General features: G+C 55.3%; 20 protein-coding genes. 7 read left to right on the plus strand and 13 right to left on the minus strand.

The window, feature by feature from the left end; all coding sequences use genetic code 11:
- Positions 1–161: 161 nt before the first annotated feature.
- From TMES_RS14945 to rpsF, 12 genes are all read right to left on the minus strand, one after another.
- Positions 162–875, minus strand: a complete 714-nt coding sequence (locus tag TMES_RS14945) for an SDR family NAD(P)-dependent oxidoreductase (RefSeq protein ID WP_085583971.1) — start codon at positions 873–875, stop codon at positions 162–164.
- A complete protein-coding gene (gene purF / locus TMES_RS14950) occupies positions 872–2,332 on the minus strand; it encodes an amidophosphoribosyltransferase (protein ID WP_085583973.1) in 1,461 nt (486 codons plus the stop codon). Before purF ends, TMES_RS14945 begins: the two co-directional genes overlap by 4 nt.
- A gap of 232 nt (positions 2,333–2,564) precedes the next feature.
- Positions 2,565–3,248 carry a CvpA family protein gene (locus TMES_RS14955; RefSeq protein ID WP_085583975.1) on the minus strand — a complete coding sequence of 228 codons (684 nt, stop codon included), beginning with the start codon at positions 3,246–3,248 and terminating at the stop codon, positions 2,565–2,567.
- A 114-nt stretch (positions 3,249–3,362) separates the two neighbouring features.
- Positions 3,363–4,775 carry a DNA repair protein RadA gene (gene radA / locus TMES_RS14960; protein ID WP_085584266.1) on the minus strand — a complete coding sequence of 471 codons (1,413 nt, stop codon included), beginning with the start codon at positions 4,773–4,775 and terminating at the stop codon, positions 3,363–3,365.
- A 120-nt stretch (positions 4,776–4,895) separates the two neighbouring features.
- The gene (locus tag TMES_RS14965; RefSeq protein ID WP_085583977.1) at positions 4,896–5,672 is read right to left on the minus strand and encodes an ABC transporter ATP-binding protein; all 777 of its coding nucleotides are present in this window, start codon (positions 5,670–5,672) and stop codon (positions 4,896–4,898) included.
- 18 nt (positions 5,673–5,690) lie between these two features.
- The gene (locus TMES_RS14970; protein ID WP_085583979.1) at positions 5,691–6,464 is read right to left on the minus strand and encodes an MlaE family ABC transporter permease; all 774 of its coding nucleotides are present in this window, start codon (positions 6,462–6,464) and stop codon (positions 5,691–5,693) included.
- 60 nt (positions 6,465–6,524) lie between these two features.
- Positions 6,525–7,646: an alanine racemase gene (gene alr, locus TMES_RS14975; RefSeq protein ID WP_085583981.1), complete on the minus strand. Its 1,122-nt coding sequence runs from the start codon at positions 7,644–7,646 to the stop codon at positions 6,525–6,527.
- Between the two features lie 28 nt (positions 7,647–7,674).
- On the minus strand, positions 7,675–9,216 hold the full coding sequence (locus TMES_RS14980) for a replicative DNA helicase (protein ID WP_085583983.1): 1,542 nt from the start codon (positions 9,214–9,216) through the stop codon (positions 7,675–7,677).
- A gap of 196 nt (positions 9,217–9,412) precedes the next feature.
- Positions 9,413–10,006, minus strand: coding sequence for a 50S ribosomal protein L9 (rplI, locus tag TMES_RS14985; RefSeq protein WP_085583985.1), 594 nt, complete (start codon positions 10,004–10,006; stop codon positions 9,413–9,415).
- The gene (locus tag TMES_RS14990) at positions 10,006–10,893 is read right to left on the minus strand and encodes a DUF2232 domain-containing protein (protein ID WP_245835451.1); all 888 of its coding nucleotides are present in this window, start codon (positions 10,891–10,893) and stop codon (positions 10,006–10,008) included. The genes rplI and TMES_RS14990 overlap by 1 nt, the downstream gene beginning before the upstream one ends.
- Positions 10,894–10,997: 104 nt before the next feature.
- Positions 10,998–11,231, minus strand: coding sequence for a 30S ribosomal protein S18 (gene rpsR, locus TMES_RS14995; protein ID WP_085583988.1), 234 nt, complete (start codon positions 11,229–11,231; stop codon positions 10,998–11,000).
- Between the two features lie 23 nt (positions 11,232–11,254).
- Positions 11,255–11,623 (minus strand): 30S ribosomal protein S6, encoded by a 369-nt coding sequence (gene rpsF / locus TMES_RS15000; RefSeq protein WP_085583990.1) that lies wholly within the window; start codon positions 11,621–11,623, stop codon positions 11,255–11,257.
- A gap of 447 nt (positions 11,624–12,070) precedes the next feature.
- Between rpsF and TMES_RS15005 the strand changes: the two genes are divergently transcribed.
- The 6 genes from TMES_RS15005 (at position 12,071) to mltG (ending at position 18,626) form a co-directional block, all read left to right on the plus strand.
- Complete coding sequence (locus TMES_RS15005) at positions 12,071–13,864, plus strand: chloride channel protein (RefSeq protein ID WP_085583992.1); 1,794 nt, start codon at positions 12,071–12,073, stop codon at positions 13,862–13,864.
- 277 nt (positions 13,865–14,141) lie between these two features.
- On the plus strand, positions 14,142–15,083 hold the full coding sequence (gene fabD, locus TMES_RS15015) for an ACP S-malonyltransferase (protein ID WP_085583995.1): 942 nt from the start codon (positions 14,142–14,144) through the stop codon (positions 15,081–15,083).
- A 48-nt stretch (positions 15,084–15,131) separates the two neighbouring features.
- On the plus strand, positions 15,132–15,872 hold the full coding sequence (gene fabG, locus TMES_RS15020; protein ID WP_085583996.1) for a 3-oxoacyl-[acyl-carrier-protein] reductase: 741 nt from the start codon (positions 15,132–15,134) through the stop codon (positions 15,870–15,872).
- A gap of 167 nt (positions 15,873–16,039) precedes the next feature.
- Positions 16,040–16,276, plus strand: a complete 237-nt coding sequence (locus tag TMES_RS15025; protein ID WP_073956513.1) for an acyl carrier protein — start codon at positions 16,040–16,042, stop codon at positions 16,274–16,276.
- A gap of 86 nt (positions 16,277–16,362) precedes the next feature.
- Positions 16,363–17,622 carry a beta-ketoacyl-ACP synthase II gene (fabF, locus tag TMES_RS15030; RefSeq protein WP_085583998.1) on the plus strand — a complete coding sequence of 420 codons (1,260 nt, stop codon included), beginning with the start codon at positions 16,363–16,365 and terminating at the stop codon, positions 17,620–17,622.
- A 20-nt stretch (positions 17,623–17,642) separates the two neighbouring features.
- On the plus strand, positions 17,643–18,626 hold the full coding sequence (gene mltG / locus TMES_RS15035; RefSeq protein WP_085584000.1) for an endolytic transglycosylase MltG: 984 nt from the start codon (positions 17,643–17,645) through the stop codon (positions 18,624–18,626).
- A 124-nt stretch (positions 18,627–18,750) separates the two neighbouring features.
- Here the strand turns inward: mltG and TMES_RS15040 are convergent, their stop codons facing one another.
- Entirely contained in the window at positions 18,751–19,536 is a 786-nt protein-coding gene (locus TMES_RS15040; protein ID WP_085584002.1) for an SDR family NAD(P)-dependent oxidoreductase, read from the minus strand.
- Positions 19,537–19,729: 193 nt separating this feature from the next.
- On the opposite strand from TMES_RS15040, the gene TMES_RS15045 reads away from it, so the two are divergent.
- Positions 19,730–20,611, plus strand: a complete 882-nt coding sequence (locus TMES_RS15045) for a YicC/YloC family endoribonuclease (protein WP_085584004.1) — start codon at positions 19,730–19,732, stop codon at positions 20,609–20,611.
- Positions 20,612–20,623 lie beyond the last annotated feature (12 nt).

Below are 20,623 nucleotides of genomic sequence, written 5' to 3' on the forward strand. Positions count from 1 at the left end.
GTGACCACCGAAATTATGCTATGTATTATCTGTAAAAATCAAAACGCGTATCTGGCAGCAGATACGCGTTTTTTTATGGCTGGCGGGATGTGACGGGCAGCATTTTATAAACAAAAAAACGGACCACAACAGGGTCCGTTTGGATGGTTTTTCAAGGTGATTTAGCTGGGCTTGATGATCTCACCATGCCGGGTGCAGTCCTCGGCGGCCAGATCAACGAAAACATCCATGATGCTTTCGGGGGTGCGCAGGGTTTGCGGGTCTTCACCGGGAAAGGCGGCGGCACGCATGGTGGTGCGGATGGGGCCGGGGTTAACCAGGTTAACCTTTACCGTGCTGTCATTCATTTCCTGGGCATAGGACAGCACCAGTGCCTCAAGGGCGGCCTTGGTGGCAGCATAAAGCCCCCAGAACGCAAGGCCCTTGGACGATGCGCCCGATGTAACGAAAATGGCACGTCCGGCATTGGCAAGGCGCAGCAATTTATCAACACTGCGGATCAGGCGGAAATTGGCGGTGACATTGACAGCAAGGGTGTTTTCAAACATTTGCGTATCAATATGGCCAACCGGGGCCAGTTCACCCAAAACCGCGGCATTGCCGACCACGATGTCAAGCTTGCCAAAGCGTTCGTAAATCGATGCACCCATGGCATCGATTTTTTCGTACATGGTTAAATCAAGCGGCAATAAAACGACTTTGCCGCCTTCCGCCCGAATTTCATCATCAAGTTCTTCCAGCGCCCCAACATTGCGACCAAGGGCGATGACTTCGGCGCCTTCGGCGGCAAACCGTTTGGCAATCGCCCGGCCAATGCCGTGCGATGCCCCGGTTACCAGCGCAACTTTGCCTTCAAGGCGTTTTTGCGCACTCATGCGGTTTGCCTTTCGACCAATTGCGACAATTTTCGACCTTTGTTTTCGGTCTGATGGTCGGTCAGTTTGATCGGATAATCGCCGGTAAAGCAGGCATCGCAAAATGCCGGGCTTTGCGCATCGCGGCCGGGCAGGCCGGTGGCACGGTACAATCCGTCAATGCTGACAAAAGCCAGACTGTCGACGCCAATCATTTTCGCCATTGTTTCAATGTCGTAATTGGCCGCCATCAGCTTTTCTTTTGACGGCGTATCAACACCATAGAAACACGGGTTTGCCGTGGGCGGGCTGGTAATGCGCATATGAACTTCGGCAGCCCCGGCATGGCGGACCAGCTCGACGATTTTGGTCGATGTGGTGCCACGCACAATGGAGTCATCGACCAGAATAACGCGCTTGCCCTTTAGTTTGCCGGGGTTGGCGTTATGTTTCAGCTTCACACCCAAATGGCGGATCTGGTCGGTCGGTTCAATAAAGGTCCGGCCAACATAATGGTTACGGATGATGCCCAGTTCAAACGGAATACCGGATTCTTCGGCATAGCCCAGTGCAGGCGGCACGCCGGAATCGGGGATCGGCACAACCACGTCGGCTTCGACGGCGGATTCACGGGCCAGTTCGCGGCCAATATTTTTGCGCACATCATACACGCTGGAGCCTTCGACAATGCTGTCGGGGCGAGCGAAATAGACATGTTCAAAAATACAAAAGCGCGATTTGACCGGTTTGAACGGCTTGGTCGAGCGAATACCGGCATCGGTGATTTCAACAATTTCGCCGGGTTCAACGTCACGAATGAATTCGGCACCGACAATGTCGAGGCCAACGGTTTCAGACGAGAAGATGTACGAGTCGTTGAGTTTGCCCAGCACCAGCGGACGCACGCCAAGCGGGTCACGCACACCGATCAGCTTTTTCTGGGTCATGACGACCAGGCTGTAAGCCCCTTCAACCTGACGCAGCGCATCGATCAGGCGATCAACGATCTTTTCGTACAGGCTGGTGGCGATCAGGTGAATGAACACCTCGGTATCGGCGGTGGACTGAAAAATAGAGCCGCGGCGCACCAGACGGTCGCGCACGGCAAGGGCGTTGGTTAAATTGCCGTTATGGGCAATGGCCAGGCCGCCAAATTCAAAATCGGCAAACAGGGGCTGAACGTTGCGAAGGCCCTTGCCGCCTGCGGTGGAATAGCGCACATGGCCCACGGCCCGGTGCCCTTGCAGGCTTTTAATTACGTCTTGCGATCCGAAAATGTCGCCAACCTGGCCTGATGCCCGATGGGCGGGAAAATCAGATCCGTCGTAAGAAACAATACCGGCCGCTTCCTGCCCGCGATGCTGAAGGGCATGGAGACCAAGGGCTGTTAAGGCCGCCGCATCGGGCGAACCAAACACGCCAAAAACGCCACACTCTTCGCGTAGCTTGTCGTCATCGAATGGATTGGTGGTCAGCATTGAGTGGGTTCCGCTCTCTCGCCGGTGGCGCCTGTTGGATGCCGCACGCGTTAACGAAATCCCGACGCCTCACTCGTTGGGGATCGCCACCAGGGGCAATCCATATCTTTGCGCGTGGGCGTTTTATAACGCGTTTGAGATTTTGGTCCAGAACCTTTTGTTGTTCTGCGGCATCGCGATGACGTTTAAAACAATTTTATCTGTATCACATCACCGACGCGCCCCGCCATCATTACCGGGTTACGGCATCGATCAGGCGGTTTTTCGCATCGATTTCTTCTTGTGTATAGCCTTCAATAGGCCCGGATTCCTTACGTTTTGGCGTCGGGCCCAACAATTTGCGATAGGTATCATCGCGCGCATCTGCCTCGCGCTGGGCGCGGGCGATTTCTTCGGTGGTGCTGTCAAACAGCGCATCGGGCATAGCAGCCTTGAGCAAATAGGACCCCTCCTGCAAAACAGGGCGGGTGCGCGCGGTTTGTACCCACATCGGTTGCTGTGCGGGCGGCATTAACCATGACAGCGCGATATAGGCGATGCAGACCACAATACCGCCCCGCACCAGGCCAAAAACAAAACCGAGCGTACTATCAAGGCTATCAAGTCCGGAGTTCTGGACGACCTTGGCAATCCGGCCACTGATAAACGAGCAAATCAGAAACGCGATCAAAAACAGGCCAATGCCGGTGGCAAGGTCGGCAATCAGTTGGGACGGGATGAGTTCACGCACATAAGGACGTGCAACCGGATAGCCATAAAGGGCGGTAACACCCGCGCCGACCCAACCCAGCATCGACAGGCTTTCATGGACAAAGCCGCGAAAAAACGCAAATAGCCCGGACAGCAGCACAATGGCCACGACCACCAGATCAAAGACGTCTCTGGCCCCCAGTTCGGAGAGGAAGGAAAAATCCATTCTGCGTTGGTCCTGTTATGGCTTTGCGCAGGAAATGCCTGCGCCAAAAGGTCGGAATAGGGCTTGTGATCGTGCAAGGCAACAAACATATGCCTGTGCGCGCAAAAACACGATTTAATACATGCCTTCGCGCGGGCGCACCTTGTCGCCAATATCTTGCCCGAATAAATTTATCAAATCCTGAAGATGGACGATTTCAACCTGCTTCAAGCCTTTGATGGTCAGTTTCTTTTTCGCGCTTTGCCCCTGTTTGGGCACATAGGCATTTACAAAGCCAAGTTTGGCGGCTTCTTTTAACCGGGCTTCGGTCTGGCCAACCGGGCGGATTTCGCCCGACAGGCCAATTTCACCGACAATGACGGTTTCAGCGGGGACCGGTGTGTTGGCCACAGCCGAAATAAGGGCGGCAGCCACCGCAAGGTCGGCGGCGGGTTCCCCCACACGTAAACCACCGGCGACGTTCAGGTAAACATCAAATTGGCTTAGCGGCAGGCCGCAGCGGGCATCAAGCACGGCCAAAATCATGTTCAAGCGGGCCGAATCGCCGCCAACAACGGCGCGGCGCGGTGATGCCAGTGCCGATTGCGCCACCAGTGCCTGAATTTCCACCAGCATGGGGCGTGTTCCTTCAAGGCCGGCAAAAACGGCGGTGCCGCTTACCGGGGCATCGCGGTCGGCCAAAAACAGAGCCGAGGGGTTGGGCACTTCGACCAGCCCGGTATCGCCCATTTCAAACACGCCAATTTCGTCGGTCGCGCCAAAGCGGTTTTTTACCGCGCGCAGAATGCGGAACTGGTGGCCACGTTCGCCTTCAAAATACAAAACGGTATCGACCATATGCTCCAGCACCCGTGGCCCGGCGATCTGGCCTTCCTTGGTGACGTGGCCCACCAGAATAACCGCAAAACCCTTGCGTTTGGCCAGCCGGATCAGTTCCAGCGCGCAAGCCCGGACCTGAGACACGGTTCCCGGTGCGCTATCAAGGGTGTCGGCATACATGGTTTGAATGGAGTCGATAATGACAACTTCATGGTTGCTTTGCTCTAACGTTGAGATAATGTCGCGCAGGCTGGTGGCGGCGGCAAAATCGACCTTGGATTTTTCAAGCCCCAACCGTGCAGCGCGCATGCGCACCTGATCAACCGCTTCTTCGCCCGAGATATAGGCGCATTTATGCCGGGCGGCCAAAACACCAACCGCCTGCAACATGATGGTGGATTTACCAATGCCGGGGTCACCGCCAACCAGCAGGGCAGACCCGGGAACCAGCCCGCCGCCACATGCGCGGTCAAGCTCGGTTATGCCGGTGATGATGCGGGGCGGGCGCGCACTTTGGCCTTCAAGGGCCACAAAATCCAGCGGTTTGCCGCGCGGCCCGGTGGTGATGGCACCGGTGGCCTTGGGCCCGGCTTCTACGCGTTCTTCTTCGATGGTGTTCCATGCATCGCAGGCATCACAATGCCCGGTCCATTTCCGGTATTCGGCACCGCAATTCTGGCAGATGAATCGGCTTTGGGTTTTTGCCACAAAAAGCTCCGCTGACTGAAATGACTGGGCAGGCAAGGGATGGCCGGTGCCGGGCAGGTGATCTGGTTTCGCAATCAGCTCACGGCGAGGATTTGACCATAAACCAAAGCCGTTACCGGATTAAAGATGCTTTAAATCCAGATCAAGCGGTCCTTCGGTATTGCCCGATATAAATTGCTGCAAATAGGGATTGTCGCTGTTCTCAACATCTGCAACAGGGCCGTCCCATATGATTTTGCCCTGATAGAGAAACGCAATGCGATCGGCAATTTTGCGCGCACTGGCCATATCATGGGTAATGGTCAGGGCACAGGCACCAAGTTCGCGCGTGCATTTGACGATCAGGTCGTTAATCACATCGCCCATGATCGGGTCAATGCCGGTGGTGGGTTCGTCAAAAAACAGGATTTCGGGTTGGGTGGCTATGGCGCGGGCAAGGCCGACCCGTTTTTGCATGCCGCCCGACAGCGATGCGGGCGACATATCGGCCATTTCCGCACCCAGCCCGACATCGGCAAGGCGGGCGATGGCAATGTCATAGGCTTTTTTGCGGTCTGTGCCCTGGCCTTCGATCAGGCCAAAGGCAACGTTTTCCCATACTGGTAGCGAGTCAAACAGCGCAGCACCCTGAAACAGCATGCCGGTTTTTGCCAGCATGGCGTCCTGGGCATTGCGGCCCGCACCGACCATTTCAACACCGTCAATTTTGACCGATCCGCTATCGGGGGTCAGCAACCCCAAAACGCATTTCAGGGTAACGGATTTACCTGTTCCCGACCCGCCAATGATGGCAACCGATTCACCCGCGGCAACATCAAGGTTCACCCCTTGCAGGACTTTTTTGGTCCCAAAGCCCTTGTGAAGATCGGTCAGGCTGATTTTCGGGCTGTTTGACATAATGCTTGCGGCCCTGAATTAGCGAACAAAAAACAGTTCGGTCACGATGTAATTGGAAATCAGGATCAGGATAGAGCTGGAAACCACGGCATTGGTGGTTGCCTGACCCACGCCCTGGGCACCGCCACGCGAATAATAGCCCTGATAGCAGCCCATCAATGTGATGATAAAGCCAAAGACCGCCGCCTTGACCAGCCCTGAAACCACATCAAGTGTTTCAAGATACTGGAAGGTGTTTTGGATGTAGGCCCCGGAATTAAACGAGAGTTTGTTCACGCCCACCATATACCCGCCAAGGACACCCAGGATATCGCCAATGAAAACCAGAATGGGCAGGGTAACCAGGCCCGCAAGTACGCGTGGCACCACCAGATATTTGAACGGATTGGTCGACAGGGTTACCAGTGCATCAATTTGCTCGGTCACGCGCATGGTGCCGATTTCGGCGGCAATGGCGGCGCCAACGCGGCCAGCCACCATCAAGCCTGCCAGCACCGGGCCCAGTTCGCGGGTTATGGAAATGACAACGACGGTGGCAACCGCACTTTCGGCAGAAAACCGTGAAAAGCCGGAATAACTTTGCAGTGCCAGAACCATGCCGGCAAACAGCGTGGTCATGGCGACAACCGGCAGGGAAAAATAGCCGATTTCGCACATTTGCTTCAGGATCAGCCGGAAATAGAAACGCGGCGTCACACAATGCAACAGTGTTTTGGCAGCAAAAACCGTAACCCGGCCGACAACAGCCAGAAATGCAAGAAATACCCGGCCTATCGGCGCTAAGATCGGCATCTGGGGCGTTATTCCCTTGTTTTGGCAATCTTGGTGTGTGGCGCAATCGCCGCAACCAGATCAGCCTTCGGTGTAAACCCGCTGATAACGATGACCAAGCGAGGTCAGGATTTCGTAGCCAATAGTACCGGACATGGTGCCGATATCATCAACGGTGCAGTCTTTGCCCAGCAAGGTTACATCGTCGCCAGCTTTCAGCTTTCCTTCCGGAAGATCGGTGACATCAATGCCAAAGGCATCCATTGAAACACGACCTACCATCGGCGTCTGAATACCGTCGATTTTAAGTTTCCCGGCATTGGAAAGGTGACGCAACCAGCCATCGGCATAACCTGCGGCAATGGTTGCAATCCGTGATGGCCGTTCGGCCCGCCACGACGCACCGTATCCGACCGACTCTCCGGTGTCAATCTGACGCAATTGCAAGACCTTGGCTGTTAACGTGACCACAGATCGCATGGGGTTGGCTTTTTCAGGCGTCGGGTTGCCGCCCCACAGCGCATAGCCGGGACGGCAAAATTCAAGGTGGTAGTCTTTATGACGGAAAATGGCCGAGGAATTGCAAAATCCGCGCGGTGCCGGGGGCAAGCGCCGATACCATTTCATGAACAGGTTATATTGTTCACGCGTGATCGGGTTTTCGGCTTCGTCAGCGGCGACCGGATGGGTCATATAGCCAGCTTTTTCAAAGCCATAGAGCAATTTTGAATGCCGTTCGATCAGTTCCTGCATGTCGCGTGGCGACAAGCCGGTACGGTTCATGCCGGTATCAAGATGAATAAAGGCCGGTGCCGGGCGTTCATATTCGCGGCACAGGTTGGACCAGCGTTCGATCTGGCCCAGATCATTCAGAACCGGGATGACGTCGTTTTCGATGAAAAATTCTTCATCGCCGGGCATCAGCCCGTTAAAAACGGCAATGCGCCCGCCACCCCGCAAAAGCGGAAAAAGGTCGGCGGCTTCGTTGGCATGTGCCACAAAAAACAGCCGACAGCCCTGCTTTTTCAGCACAGGCACAATGGCCTTGGCACCCAGCCCGTACGCATCTGCCTTGACGACCGCGCCCATGGTGCGGCCGGTATAGGTTTTTTGCAGACGCTGATAATTTTCAGCGATCGCTCTCAGGTTGATTTCCAGCTGTGCGCAATCGGCCGCACGGCCAGGGGCGGGTAGGACGCTCATTGGCTAAACCCCGTTTATGCATGGTGGGTTATTCGTCAAATTCTTCGGCGACATGGTCAAGATCGCCAAACTTGGTATAGTTGCCGTCAAAGAACAGCCGGACATTGCCAACCGGGCCATGTCGCTGCTTGGCAACAATGACTTCGGCGGTGTTGTAAACCTGGTTCAAACGTTCCTGCCACTGCGAATAGCGCTCGCCGAATCTGTCGGTCGATTCTTCGGGCTTTTGGGCCGGTTCGGCACGTTCGAGATAATATTGTTCACGATAGATAAACATCACCACATCGGCGTCCTGCTCGATCGAGCCTGATTCGCGCAAATCCGACAATTGCGGGCGTTTATCGTCGCGCTGCTCAACCGCACGCGACAGCTGTGACAGGGCCAGCACCGGACAGCCCAGTTCCTTGGCAATTGCCTTGAGTGATCGGGTAATTTCCGAAACTTCCTGAACACGGCCATCGCCGCGAAAGTTGGTGGGCGGGGCAAGAAGCTGCAGGTAATCGACCACGATCATGGCAAGCCCGTGCTGGCGCTTTAACCGGCGACACCGTGTGCGCAAGGTTGAAACGGGCAGGGCCGGGGTGTCGTCGATATAAAGCGGGACGGTATTTAATTCGCGCGAGGCGATGACAAGGCGTTCAAAATCGTCCTCGTTCAAATCACCACGGCGCATATTATCGCCCGAAACCTCGGCCGCCTGTGACAAAAGACGGGCGGCCAACTGTTCGGCGGCCATTTCAAGCGAGAAAACGGCAATAGCACCGGTGCGTAATTCGTCAAACTGGTCTTCGCCGCTGGCGCGGGTTTTGTGCGATGAAATGGCGGCATTAAACGCCACGTTCATGGCAAGGGCGGTTTTACCCATCGACGGGCGCCCGGCAAGGATCAGAAGGTCGGAAGGATGCAGGCCGCCCAGCTTGCGGTCAATATCGCGAAGGCCGGTGGTAACACCAACAACCTTGCCGGCATTTTTAAAGGCATGTTCAACATTTTCGACCGCACGGGTCAGGGCCGGGCCAAAGGCGATAAAACCCGATTCAGCCGCCCCGGCAGTTGCCAGTGAAAACAGGCGCTGTTCGGCATTTTCGATCTGGTTACCCGCATCGGCATCAAGTTCGTATTGATAGGCCTCGTTAACAACAGACTCGCCAATATCAATCAGCTCGCGGCGCAAATACAGGTCGTAAACCAGTTTGCCATAGTCGCCGGCATTAATGACCGAAACCATGTTGTTGGAAAGTTCGGCCAGATATTGCGCGCCGCCAATTTCGGCCAGATGTTCGTCCTGGCGAAAATAGGCCGACAGGGTTACCGGGTTGGCCAGTTGGCCGCGTTCGATCAGTTTGCCGCAGGCTTCAAAAATGCGTCCGTGGCGGGCGTCGGCAAAATGTTCGGGTCGCAAAATATCTGAAACGCGCTCGTAAGCTGCGTTGTTATTCAGGATGGCGCCCAATAACGCTGCCTCCGCCTCAAAGTTGTGAGGCGGCATACGCTCAAGCGGGAGATGATGGTTAGCACCCTCGTCTGCATCCATAGGGGCAAACAGGGCATCAAGCTGGGGATCATTCATGATGGCGGAGGGTACCAGTCATCCTGTTGAGCTGAAAGTGTAAAACCATCGTGGTCATAGCGGGTATACCGTAACCGCAATGGTCGGGATACAGGGTGTTTTTTTATGCGATGGCATAAGGTCTGCCGTGGGTAAAAGAAAACGGCGCATCCGCAAGGATACGCCGTTTTCACAAAACCCGTCAGGCAACACCAAATCAGGCGTTGGCTTCAGCAGCTTCTTCTTCGCCAGCAGCTTCCAATTCTTCTTCGGATGCTTCTTCTTCGGCGAGGGCTTCTTCTTCTTCCATCTCGTCGATGGTGCCAAGAACAGCCGCACCTTTACGAAGCTGCTCGGAAGCATCTTCTTCGGTACGGGCAACGTTGGCGGTCACCGTGATCAGGACTTCCGGGTGCAGGGCAACGACAACGTCGTGCAGGCCCAGGGTCTTGATCGGGGTTTCCAGGCGAACCTGACCACGAGAAATGGTGCAGCCTGATGCGGTAACGGCAGCCGCGATATCGCGTGCGGTAACCGAGCCGTACAGGTGCCCAACGTCAGATGCCTGGCGAACCAGGGTCACTGCCAGATTGCCAAGCTTGTCAGCAACGTCCTGGGCTTCCGAACGGCGTTCCAGGTTGTCAGCTTCGAGCTGTGCTTTCTGTGCTTCGAAAACAGCAAGATTTGCCTTGTTTGCACGCAGGGCCATACCCTGGGGCAGCAGGCGGTTGCGGGCGTGGCCCGGCTTTACGGTGACAACGTCACCCATCTGGCCGAGTTTTTCTACCCGCTGGAGCAGAATAACTTCCATCACCGATCCTCCTCATTGCTACGGGTCATCGGTTGGTTCCCCCGCAGCCTGATTAAATGCTCAACAATTCCAAGTCCGCAGATCGCGATGAACGACCAGCTAGACAGAACCGTGACGATATAAAAAACCGTCAATATCATACGCTTTTGCGGCCATCGGGCTGCCTGCCCGTGTACCAGCGCCAATCCCTGAAACAGGAACGGCACTGCCAGTACAACCGCGACGTTGCGCGCTATATAGGCCAGGTTGTCATCGCTAAACGCGATGGATGCCCCGGCTAGAGCAAACGCAAAAAGTGACCAACCGGGCAAACTCAGCGACGCCAAACTGGGCGTCGGGCGCAGGTTTTTTGCTGCGCGCACCAGAATTGCCTGTGCAATCATGACATTGACCAGCACCATCAGGTACCAGGACAATGCCGCAATCGCCGGGAAATATGTCTGGAACATCACAATGATCTGTTGAACATCCGGGGTTAGCGGAACGCCCATTTCAGAATACATTGTCGAGAGGAAGTGAGCGATCACCCCCTGAATATCCAGACCATCCGCCGCAACTGTTGCAAGGATGACAATCATCATCACTGAAACGGCCACGGCCATGGCGGCCAAAATAACACCGGGCTGAATAAACACCGGTTTCCCGGAGTCGTCAGCCCGCGCTACAAGCGCCACGCGGGTCAACATCGTCGCTGGTCCGGCAATCACGACCAAAAAGACCGTGAACGGCAAAGGCCCCCCTAAAAGAAGAAGGGCGGCACATGCCGCCAGTGCCGCAACCAGCAGGCTTTTGGGTCCGCGCCACAATCCGATAACGAAAAGTGGCAAGTGCCCGAAATAGGAAAGCAGCAGCGCTAGCGGATTTCCGGTCAATACCAGCAGAAACAAAAGCGCACTGCCCAGTCCTGCACCGATTGACGTTAGAGTATCACGCGAAGACATCAGCTACTCCGTTGGCCGAGACCGCAAAACAAAGTCTCTTGCCGACTGCCTCAGACCTGGTCTGAGTAGGGCAGCAGCGCCAGGAAACGAGCGCGTTTGATGGCTTTTGAAAGCTCACGCTGTTTCTTGGCCGAAACGGCCGTGATACGGCTCGGAACGATCTTGCCGCGTTCTGAAACAAAACGCTGCAACAGTTTGACATCTTTATAGTCAATCTTCGGCGCATCCGCACCCGAGAACGGGCAGGTCTTGCGGCGACGGAAAAATAGACGACGTCCAGCCATGGTATATCCTCCTCGTTAATCGGTTACTGACGCGGGCCGCTGCGGCGCGGGCCACGGCTGCCACGTTCGTCGCGGTTACGCAGAATAGCTGACTGTTCTTCTTCGAACGCATCAACCTTGACGGTCATCTGACGCAGCACGTCTTCATTGAAGCGCATCTGACGTTCATATTCCGCAATCGCGTCCTTGTCGGCATCGATCTGGAAGAGGGTATAGTGACCCTTGCGGTTTTTCTTGACCCGATAGGTCAGGGAACGAAGGCCCCAGTATTCGGTCTTGGCGACAGTTGCGCCGAGGCCAACGAGGGTTTCGTTCAGCTTTTCGTTCAGGGCTTCGACCTGTGCAGTCGAGAAGTCCTGACGTGCAATATACACGCTTTCGTACTTGCTCATAATTCTCCTAATCACCCCTTGTGGCTTATCTCTTCCTGAGCGACCTCATATCGCGCAGGCATAGCCGGGCATTTCCGGCAAGGAGCCGTGAGCGGGCGAATATACACTTTTCGTCATCGGGTGCAACGGCAAATACCGCCATATTCGAACGATTCGAGGTGCCCGTTTTTGCAAGGCAGGTTTGCACAATTCTTCAAAGGCAAGCCACGCGGGCTTTTTTGTCACAAAAGCGTTGCACTTTTCCAGGAGCCGCTATGCAAAGCCCGATATTCCCTTGATTTGCAAAGGGTGTGCAGGTAGTCCTTAGGGCCATCCGTCGAACCGGTCGACCACTCTTCATTGCATATTTTCCTAGCCACCCCCGATTTACAATAAAAATAGCGGGGCAGGGATTTTGTGTTTGCGGGCGCTAGACCGGGTTATACTCAGAATGTACATGGTTTGGTGATGGTTGAATCCCAGGTTGAAGGTGCGTCTCCCCGGCGCGCGACACTGCTTACTTTATGTTTCTTTTCGCTGATTGTCGGCATCGTGACCGGCTATGGCGCGGTTGCGTTTCGCGCCCTTGTCGCGGTTATTCATAATCTGGCGTTTTATGGCACTTTTACGCTTGATTATGACGCCAACATGCTGACCGAGCCCTCGTCATGGGGTCCGCTTATTATTCTTGTTCCCGTGCTTGGCGGGATGCTGGTTGTGTTTCTGGTCAATAATTTTGCCCCCGAGGCCAAAGGCCACGGCGTGCCGGAAGTGATGAATGCCATCTATTTTAATCAGGGTCGTATTCGGCCGCTGGTGGCAGTGATCAAGTCTGTTGCATCGGCCTTGTCGATTGGGACCGGGGCGGCTGTTGGCCGTGAAGGCCCGATCATTCAGATCGGCTCGTCGTTGGGCTCCAGTATCGCACAGCTTCGCAATCTTCCGACCGGGCAGCGTATTACGTTGCTGGCTGCGGGCGCAGGTGCGGGTATTGCCGCAACATTCAATACCCCGCTGGGCGCTGTGTTGTTTGCCATCGAGCTTATGATGCCTGAAGTTTCCACCCGGACATTTCTGCCTGTGGTGATTGCGACGGGTGCGGCAACCTATATCGGGCGTATTTCCTTTGGCCTGGCACCGGCATTTGAAGTGCCGCTGGCAGCCATTCCCCAGGTTTCCGCGATCGATCTTGAAGCCCTGGTCATTTATGTGGTGCTGGGCATTCTAAGCGGTGTTGCCGCGTGGATGCTGATCCGCTCGATGTTGATCACAGACAAGTTTTTCAAGAAAATGCCCGGCAATGATTATACCCGCCATGCGGTTGGTATGCTGTCGGTTGGCATTCTGATGTATGTATTGTTCCTGACTGCGGGCAATTATTATGTTGATGGCGTAGGTTACGGCACCATTCAGGCCATCCTGCGCGGCGGCATGACATCGCTTCCGTTGCTGGTAATCCTGTTTTTTGCCAAAATGTATGCAACGTCGGTCAGTATTGGTTCCGGGGCATCGGGCGGGGTGTTTTCACCCTCGCTGTTTGTCGGGGCGACCATGGGCGGCGCTGTTGGCGTGATCGGCACCATGATTTTCCCGGATGCAGGGATTAACCCGGCGGAATTTGCCCTTGTGGGCATGGGCGGGGTTGTTGCGGCGGGTACCGGTGCGGCGATGACCGCGATCATCATGATTTTCGAAATGACCCGCGACTATAATATTGTCGTGCCGCTGGTGGTGGCTGTGGCAATTGCGCTGGGCGTTCGTCGTATGCTGATCAGCGAAACCATTTACACATCGAAACTGGTGTTGCGCGGGTTGCATATTCCCAAGGAACGTCACAGCAACATGTTCATGGTTCATCCGGCTCATGAGGTTATGGACCGGGCGCCGATTTTCCTGGATGCGGCAATGCGCGTTTCTGAAGCCATCGAACAAATCGGACCGAAGCCCAAGGTGGCCTCGATCGTGGTGGTGGCCGGTGACCGGATTGTTGGGGTGTTGCCCGATATCGACTATTTGTTTGCTGTTTCGGGCGAGCAAGGCAATGCCACGTTAAGTGATGTTGTTGACGAGGACTTTGTTGTTGTTGTCGACAAAACCACGCTGTTTGACGTGATCAAGCGCATGCATCGTCGGAACGCACGGGCCGCTGTTGTGGTTCAACCCTGTCGGGGGCTGCCGCGTCAGTCTGATGTGCGTGGTGTGATTACCAAGTCGCATATCGCCGATAGCGTTGTTTCAAGCATGCAAAACTATCTTGAATAGTTGCAATTGCGGCCTGTGAAATGCCTTTGGTATTTAATTGGCCGGGATTTTAAAAGTTGGAAGGCAGCGGACAAATCATGGTGTCCGCTGCCTTTTTTCTTGCATTCGTGGCTTTCTGCACCACCTTTGACAACAAATTGGCTTTTTTCGGTAGTGCCGCATCCCTGTCCGGCCTTGACAGGACGGGCGGGCGCGTTATCAAGGGGGCCTTTATAAATGCCGGGGCCGGGTGCCCGGACGGCATAAACGCAAAGCAGACAAGGGTGCTATATCAATAATGACACGCGCATTTGTATTTCCCGGTCAGGGATCGCAGGCCGTTGGCATGGGCAAGGAACTGGCCGAGGCCTTTCCTTTGGCTCGTGAAGTGTTTCAGGAAGTCGATGATGCGCTTGCCCAAAAGCTGAGCACATTGATGTTTGAGGGCCCGGAAGGCGATTTGACGCTGACGGAAAATGCACAGCCCGCCCTGATGGCTGTTAGCCTGGCGGTGACCCGTGTTCTGGAAAGCCAGGGCGGCTTTACCCTGACAGATAAATGCGCGCTGGTTGCCGGTCATTCGCTGGGGGAATATTCGGCGCTGGCCGCGGCAGGCACATTCAGCATTTCCGATGCGGCACGTTTGCTTAAAATTCGCGGGCAGGCCATGCAGGCAGCCGTACCAGTGGGTGTTGGCGCCATGGCGGCCTTGTTGGGCCTGGATTACGCCGAAGCCGTTGCTGTTGCCGAACTGGCAGCCCAGGGCGATGTTTGCACCGCTGCGAACGACAATGCCAATGGGCAGGTTGTTGTGTCGGGCCACAAGGAAGCGGTTGAACGGGCAATTATAATTGCCAAGGAAAAAGGGGCCAAGCGCGCGGTGTTGTTGCCGGTTTCCGCCCCGTTCCATTGTGCCCTGATGCAACCTGCCGCCGATCGTATGGCCGAGGCCCTTGGCGACGTTACCATGCAGGCGCCGCGTGTGCCGCTGGTTGCCAATGTGACCGCGCAGAAAGTTCAGGATGCCGATGCCATCCGTGATTTGCTTGTCAAACAGGTTTGCGGCACAGTGCGCTGGCGCGAATCTGTGCTTTATATGAAGGAACAGGGCATCGATACCCTGGTTGAAATTGGCACCGGCAAAGTTTTAAGCGGCATGGTGCGCCGAATTGACCGCGACATGACGGGAACTGCGATTAATGGTCCGGCCGATATTGAAGCCTTTCTGGCGGCACTGTGATGCGCGGTGACGCGGTACCGGTTTAAAAAAGTGACAGGGAAGAAACATATGTTCGATCTGACAGGTAAAACAGCACTGGTGACCGGTGCTACCGGTGGTATCGGTGGCGAAATTGCCAAGGCGCTGGCCGCGGCCGGGGCCAAAGTTGCGCTTTCGGGTACCCGTGTTGAACGCCTTGAGGCGGTTGCTGCGGAAATTGGTGAAAATGCCGTTGTGGTTCCGGGTAACCTTGCCGACAGTGCCTCGGTTGACGGCTTGATCAAGCAGGCCGAAGAGGCCCTTGGCGGGCAGCTTGATATTCTGGTCAATAATGCCGGCATTACCCGCGATCAGCTGGCGATGCGGTTAAAAGACGATGACTGGCAGGCTGTTATCGATGTGAACCTGACGGCGGCCTTCAAGCTGGCCCGCAATTCGTTGCGCGGCATGATGAAGCGCCGTTTTGGCCGCATCATCAACATTGCATCGATTGTCGGGGTAACAGGGAATCCGGGCCAAACCAATTACGCCGCGGCCAAAGCAGGCATGATTGGCTGGTCAAAATCGCTGGCACAGGAAGTTGCCGTGCGCGGTATTACAGTTAATTGCGTGGCCCCTGGTTTTATCACCACGGCAATGACCGACGAGCTTGCCGATGCCCAGAAAGAAAAGCTTCTTGGCAGTATTCCTGCCGGTCGTATGGGGGAGAGCGCGGAAATTGCAGCAGCGGTTTTATACCTTGCCAGCACCGAGGCCGGATATGTCACAGGCCAGACCTTGCATGTAAATGGCGGAATGGCGATGATTTAACCCGTTGCGGGTTTCGTGCTTTTCTGTTTAAAAGGGGCCGCTATACCAAATCACCGGAACCGGCAATTGCGGTCGCCGGTTCCATGGTCCCGGTTCGCACCTTGAAAAGGGCGGGCTTCGGGATAAGCTAAACTAACTGACAAAGAACCTATTGAAGGATTTAAGCTATGAGTGATGTCGCAGATCGCGTGAAGAAGATCGTTGTCGAACACCTCGGTGTTGAAGAAGACAAGGTCACGGAAAACGCCAGCTTCATCGACGATCTGGGCGCCGACAGCCTGGACACCGTCGAGCTGGTTATGGCGTTTGAAGAAGAATTCGGCGTTGAAATTCCCGACGATGCTGCTGAAAAAATTCTGACCGTCAAAGACGCGATTGACTTCATCGAAAAGGCAAACGGCTAATTTTGCTGTTTGACGCGGGCGCCAGAGGCATCCTCGGGCGCCCTTTTCGTCTTTGCAATTTTCATAAAATAAAGGCGTAAAGCGGGATGAGACGCGTAGTTGTAACCGGTATTGGCGCAGTCACGCCTGTCGCAAACGGTGCCCAGGCCACATGGCAAGGGTTGCTGGACGGAAAATCGGGCATCAGGGCCATCGATAATTTTGATGTGTCTGATATCCCCGCCAAAATCGGTGGTATGGTTCCGCGCGGAACGGGCGCTGGCCTGTTTAACGCCGAAGACCATGTTTCCGTCAAAGACATGAAAAAGATGGACGAGTTCATCATCTTTGGCATTGCGGCTGCTGATCAGGCGCTGGCCGATTCTGGCTGGGTTCCGGAAACGGAAGAAGACCAGGAAGCAACCGGGGTGATGATTGGTTCGGGAATTGGCGGGTTGCCGCGTATTGCCGAATCTGCACAGCTGATTGCCGATGGCAAAATTCGCCGTGTCAGTCCTTTCTTTATTCCGTCTTGTCTGATTAATCTGGTTTCGGGCCAGGTATCGATCAAGCATGGCCTTAAGGGCCCGAACCATGCGGTTGTGACCGCCTGTTCGACCGGCGCGCACGCCATTGGCGATGCTTCGCGCATGATCATGCTGGGCGATGCCGACGTTATGGTCGCTGGCGGTGCCGAAGCCGCAGTTTGCCGCCTGGGCATGGCCGGTTTTGCCGCTGCCCGTGCGCTTTCGACAGGCTATAACGATACCCCGACCGAGGCATCCCGCCCGTGGGATCAGGGCCGTGACGGCTTTGTCATGGGGGAAGGCGCTGGTTGTGTCGTGCTTGAAGAATACGAACACGCCAAAGCGCGCGGTGCTCGTATTTATGCCGAAGTTGTTGGCTATGGCATGTCGGGCGATGCCTATCACATCACCGCGCCAGCGGCTGATGGCAATGGCGGGTTCCGTTCCATGCGCAATGCGTTGCGCAATGCCGGTGTCACGCCCGAGCAGGTTGACTATGTCAACGCGCACGGCACCTCGACCCCGTTGGGTGACGAAATTGAACTGGGCGCGGTCAAGCGCCTGTTTGGTGACGCCATCAACGATGTGTCGATGTCCTCGACCAAATCGGCAACAGGGCACCTGTTAGGGGCTGCTGGCGCGATTGAAGCTGTGTTCTCGGTTCTGGCCATCCACGAAAGTGTGGTTCCGCCAACCCTGAACCTTCACAATCCTTCCGAGGCGTGCCGCGGGATTGATCTGGTGCCGCTCGAAGCCAAGCAGCGCAAGGTTAATTACGCATTGTCGAATTCGTTCGGCTTCGGGGGCACCAACGCATCGCTGGTGTTCAAATCAGTCTAACAAGTTAGCGGGGGAACGCATTGCGGCGTTTTCTGCTCTTACTTGGTACATTATGCATCACCGCAGCGTTCGTCATTGGCGGCGCGGCGGTGTATGTATATGTTGCCTACACATCACCCAGCCGTCTTGCTCAGGGAATTGACCTCGTCATTCCACAAGGTACCGGTGTGCGCCAGATTGGCGTTTTGCTGGCACGGCAAAAAATTGTTTCCGACCCCCTGATATTTCTGGCCGGTGTGCGTGCATCCCGGCTGGATCATTCGCTGCAAGCCGGGGAATATCATTTTCCTGCCCGTGTCAGTCCGCGTCAGGCTGCCGAAATTCTGGCGTCTGGTGAAACGGTGAAGCGGTTTGTAACCATCCCCGAGGGTTTGCGCAGCGTCGAGATTGTTGCAAGGTTGGGCCGGGTTGATGGCCTGATGGGCGACATCGCCCATATCCCCGATGACGGTACGTTGTTGCCTGAAACCTATCAGTTTTCCTATGGCGATACCAAGCAGGGCATTCTGGACCGGATGGAGAAGGCCCAAACCGAACTGGTTAACAAGCTGTGGCCCAAGCGCGCAGGTGATTTGCCGTTTGATACCCGGCTACAGGCGATTACGCTGGCCTCGATTGTCGAGCGTGAAACCGGCATTGCTGCCGAACGCGCCCGGGTTGCCGGTGTGTTTGTTAACCGGTTACGGCAAAATATGCGGTTGCAATCCGACCCGACGGTTGCCTATGCCGTCAGCCCTGATTTGCCGCTTGACCGGTCGCTAAGCCGGGCGGACCTTAAATTTGACAGCCCGTACAACACCTATGTTGTCACGGGGCTTCCGCCAAGCCCAATTACCAATCCCGGGCGCGAGGCCATCCACGCGGTGTTGCACCCGGCACTGACCGATGAGTTGTATTTTGTTGCAGACGGCACCGGCGGGCATGCCTTTGCCCGTACGCTTGACGAACATAACCGCAATGTATCGCGCTGGCGCAAATTGCGGGCGGACAGCAATAATAATTAAGCATTCGGGGCTGTGTCGTGATCGTCGCGGTTCGCGACGCCCAACCGGCCCGGCGAGAACGTAAAAGGCCCGTCATGTGGGCTTTTTTGTCTTTTTCGCACCGGGGAAAACGGGTTTTTGCCGGTTATGGCTGGTTATAGGCCTGGGCCGTTTTTTTGGGTAAACGGGCGGCCAGCCTGTCAAACGCCCAATAGGGCAAATGTTTAAGCAGGCAGGTTGCCATATTCATTTGCCAGGGAAAGGCAATGACCGCTTTGTTGCGGGTTAACCCGCGATCAATGATTTTTGCGGCTTTGGGGGCTTCCATTAAAAATGGCATGCGAAAATTATTGGCGTCGGTAATGCCGCTTTTGACAAAGCCGGGGCAAATAACATTTACCCGGATATGGTCGCGTGCCAGGTTTCCCCGTAATGCCTCGCCGTAAATACGAATGGCGGCTTTGCTGGCGCAATAGGCCGGGGCCGAGGGCAGGCCGCGCCATGATGCCTGTGACGACATGATGGCGATCTGGCCGCGACGTTGTTGTTTCATTGCCGCGATGGCCGGGTCCAGTGTGTTTAGCACGCCTTCAATATTGGTCGACATAATCTGGCGGACCTGATCGGGGCTTTCGCTGTCATCGCCGCTTCCAGCAGAGATTCCGGCATTGGCAATGACCAGACTTAACGGCATGATGCCATGGCATTTGCCAACATAGTCGGTCATCATGTTGCGGTCGGTTACATCCAGAATATCGGCAAATACATTGGCCCCGGCAGCGCGGCAATCGTTTTCAACCTGTTTTAGCCGTGCCTGGTTGCGGCCGCTGATAAACAGGGTTACCCCGGCGCGGGCATAATACAGGGCAAGGGCGGCACCAATACCCGAACTGGCACCAGTGATCAGGATTGCGTTATATTGCAAAGACATACGTGGACGTATTCCATTTTGTTGGGATGCGAAGTGCAGGTTCTTTTACCCGGTACGGACAGTGTCCGACGAATGGGGCATCAATATGAAAGATCTTTTGAACCGCGATATTTTGTCACAAACGAGTATTCCTTGGCCTGAGCGCAGCGCAACGTTATAAAACCTCACAAATTACAACAGGATGAACAGAAATATGACCGTTTCAAGCATGACCGGGTTTGGCCGCGCCGACGGTGCGGCAAATGGATTTTCCTGGGTCTGGGAACTTCGCAGTGTAAATGGCAAGGGACTCGACGTTCGCGCCCGACTGAATGGTGCCGAAAGGCTGGAAGCCCCGGTGCGGGATGCGGTTTCAAAAACGTTCAAGCGCGGGAATATCGGGGTGTCCCTGAATGTGACCCGGCCTGGTGAAGATTCCAGTTATCGCATCAACCGTGACCTGCTTGAAGAACTGGTGCGGCTGGCCGAAGAATTTCACGGCACCAGCCAGCTTGATGTTGGCAGCATTGCCGATTTGCTAAATGTGCGCGGTGTTCTTGAAGCCGTTGAGCAGACCGAAGATGATGCCGGCCGGGAAGCCCGCGAAGCAGAAATGATGAAAACCCTGCAGCAGGCGATTGTGCTGTTGCGCGAAAATCGCGATGCCGAGGGGGTCAAGCTGCATGAAATGCTGGTAGGTCATATCGACCGGATTGCAGAAACGGTTGTTTTGGCTGAAAGCTGTGCCGGTGCGCGCACCGATGCCATTCGCGCCCGTTTGCAGCGCCAGATTGGCGAATTGATGGAAGCCGGGCAGTTTGACGCCGACCGATTGCATCAGGAAGCGGCGATGCTGGCGACCAAAATGGATGTCCGCGAGGAAATTGACCGGTTGAAAGCCCATATTGCGGCGGCCCGGTCCATGATTGACAAAGGCGGCGCAATTGGCCGCAAGCTGGATTTCCTGTGTCAGGAATTTAACCGTGAAGCCAATACATTGTGTTCGAAAGCCAATGATATTGAACTGACCAGTTGCGGTATGGATTTGAAAGTGATTATCGACCAGTTGCGCGAACAGGTTCAAAACGTGGAATAAAGGTTTGGCGTG

This window comes from Thalassospira mesophila (assembly GCF_002115755.1).
Classification (GTDB): domain Bacteria; phylum Pseudomonadota; class Alphaproteobacteria; order Rhodospirillales; family Thalassospiraceae; genus Thalassospira; species Thalassospira mesophila.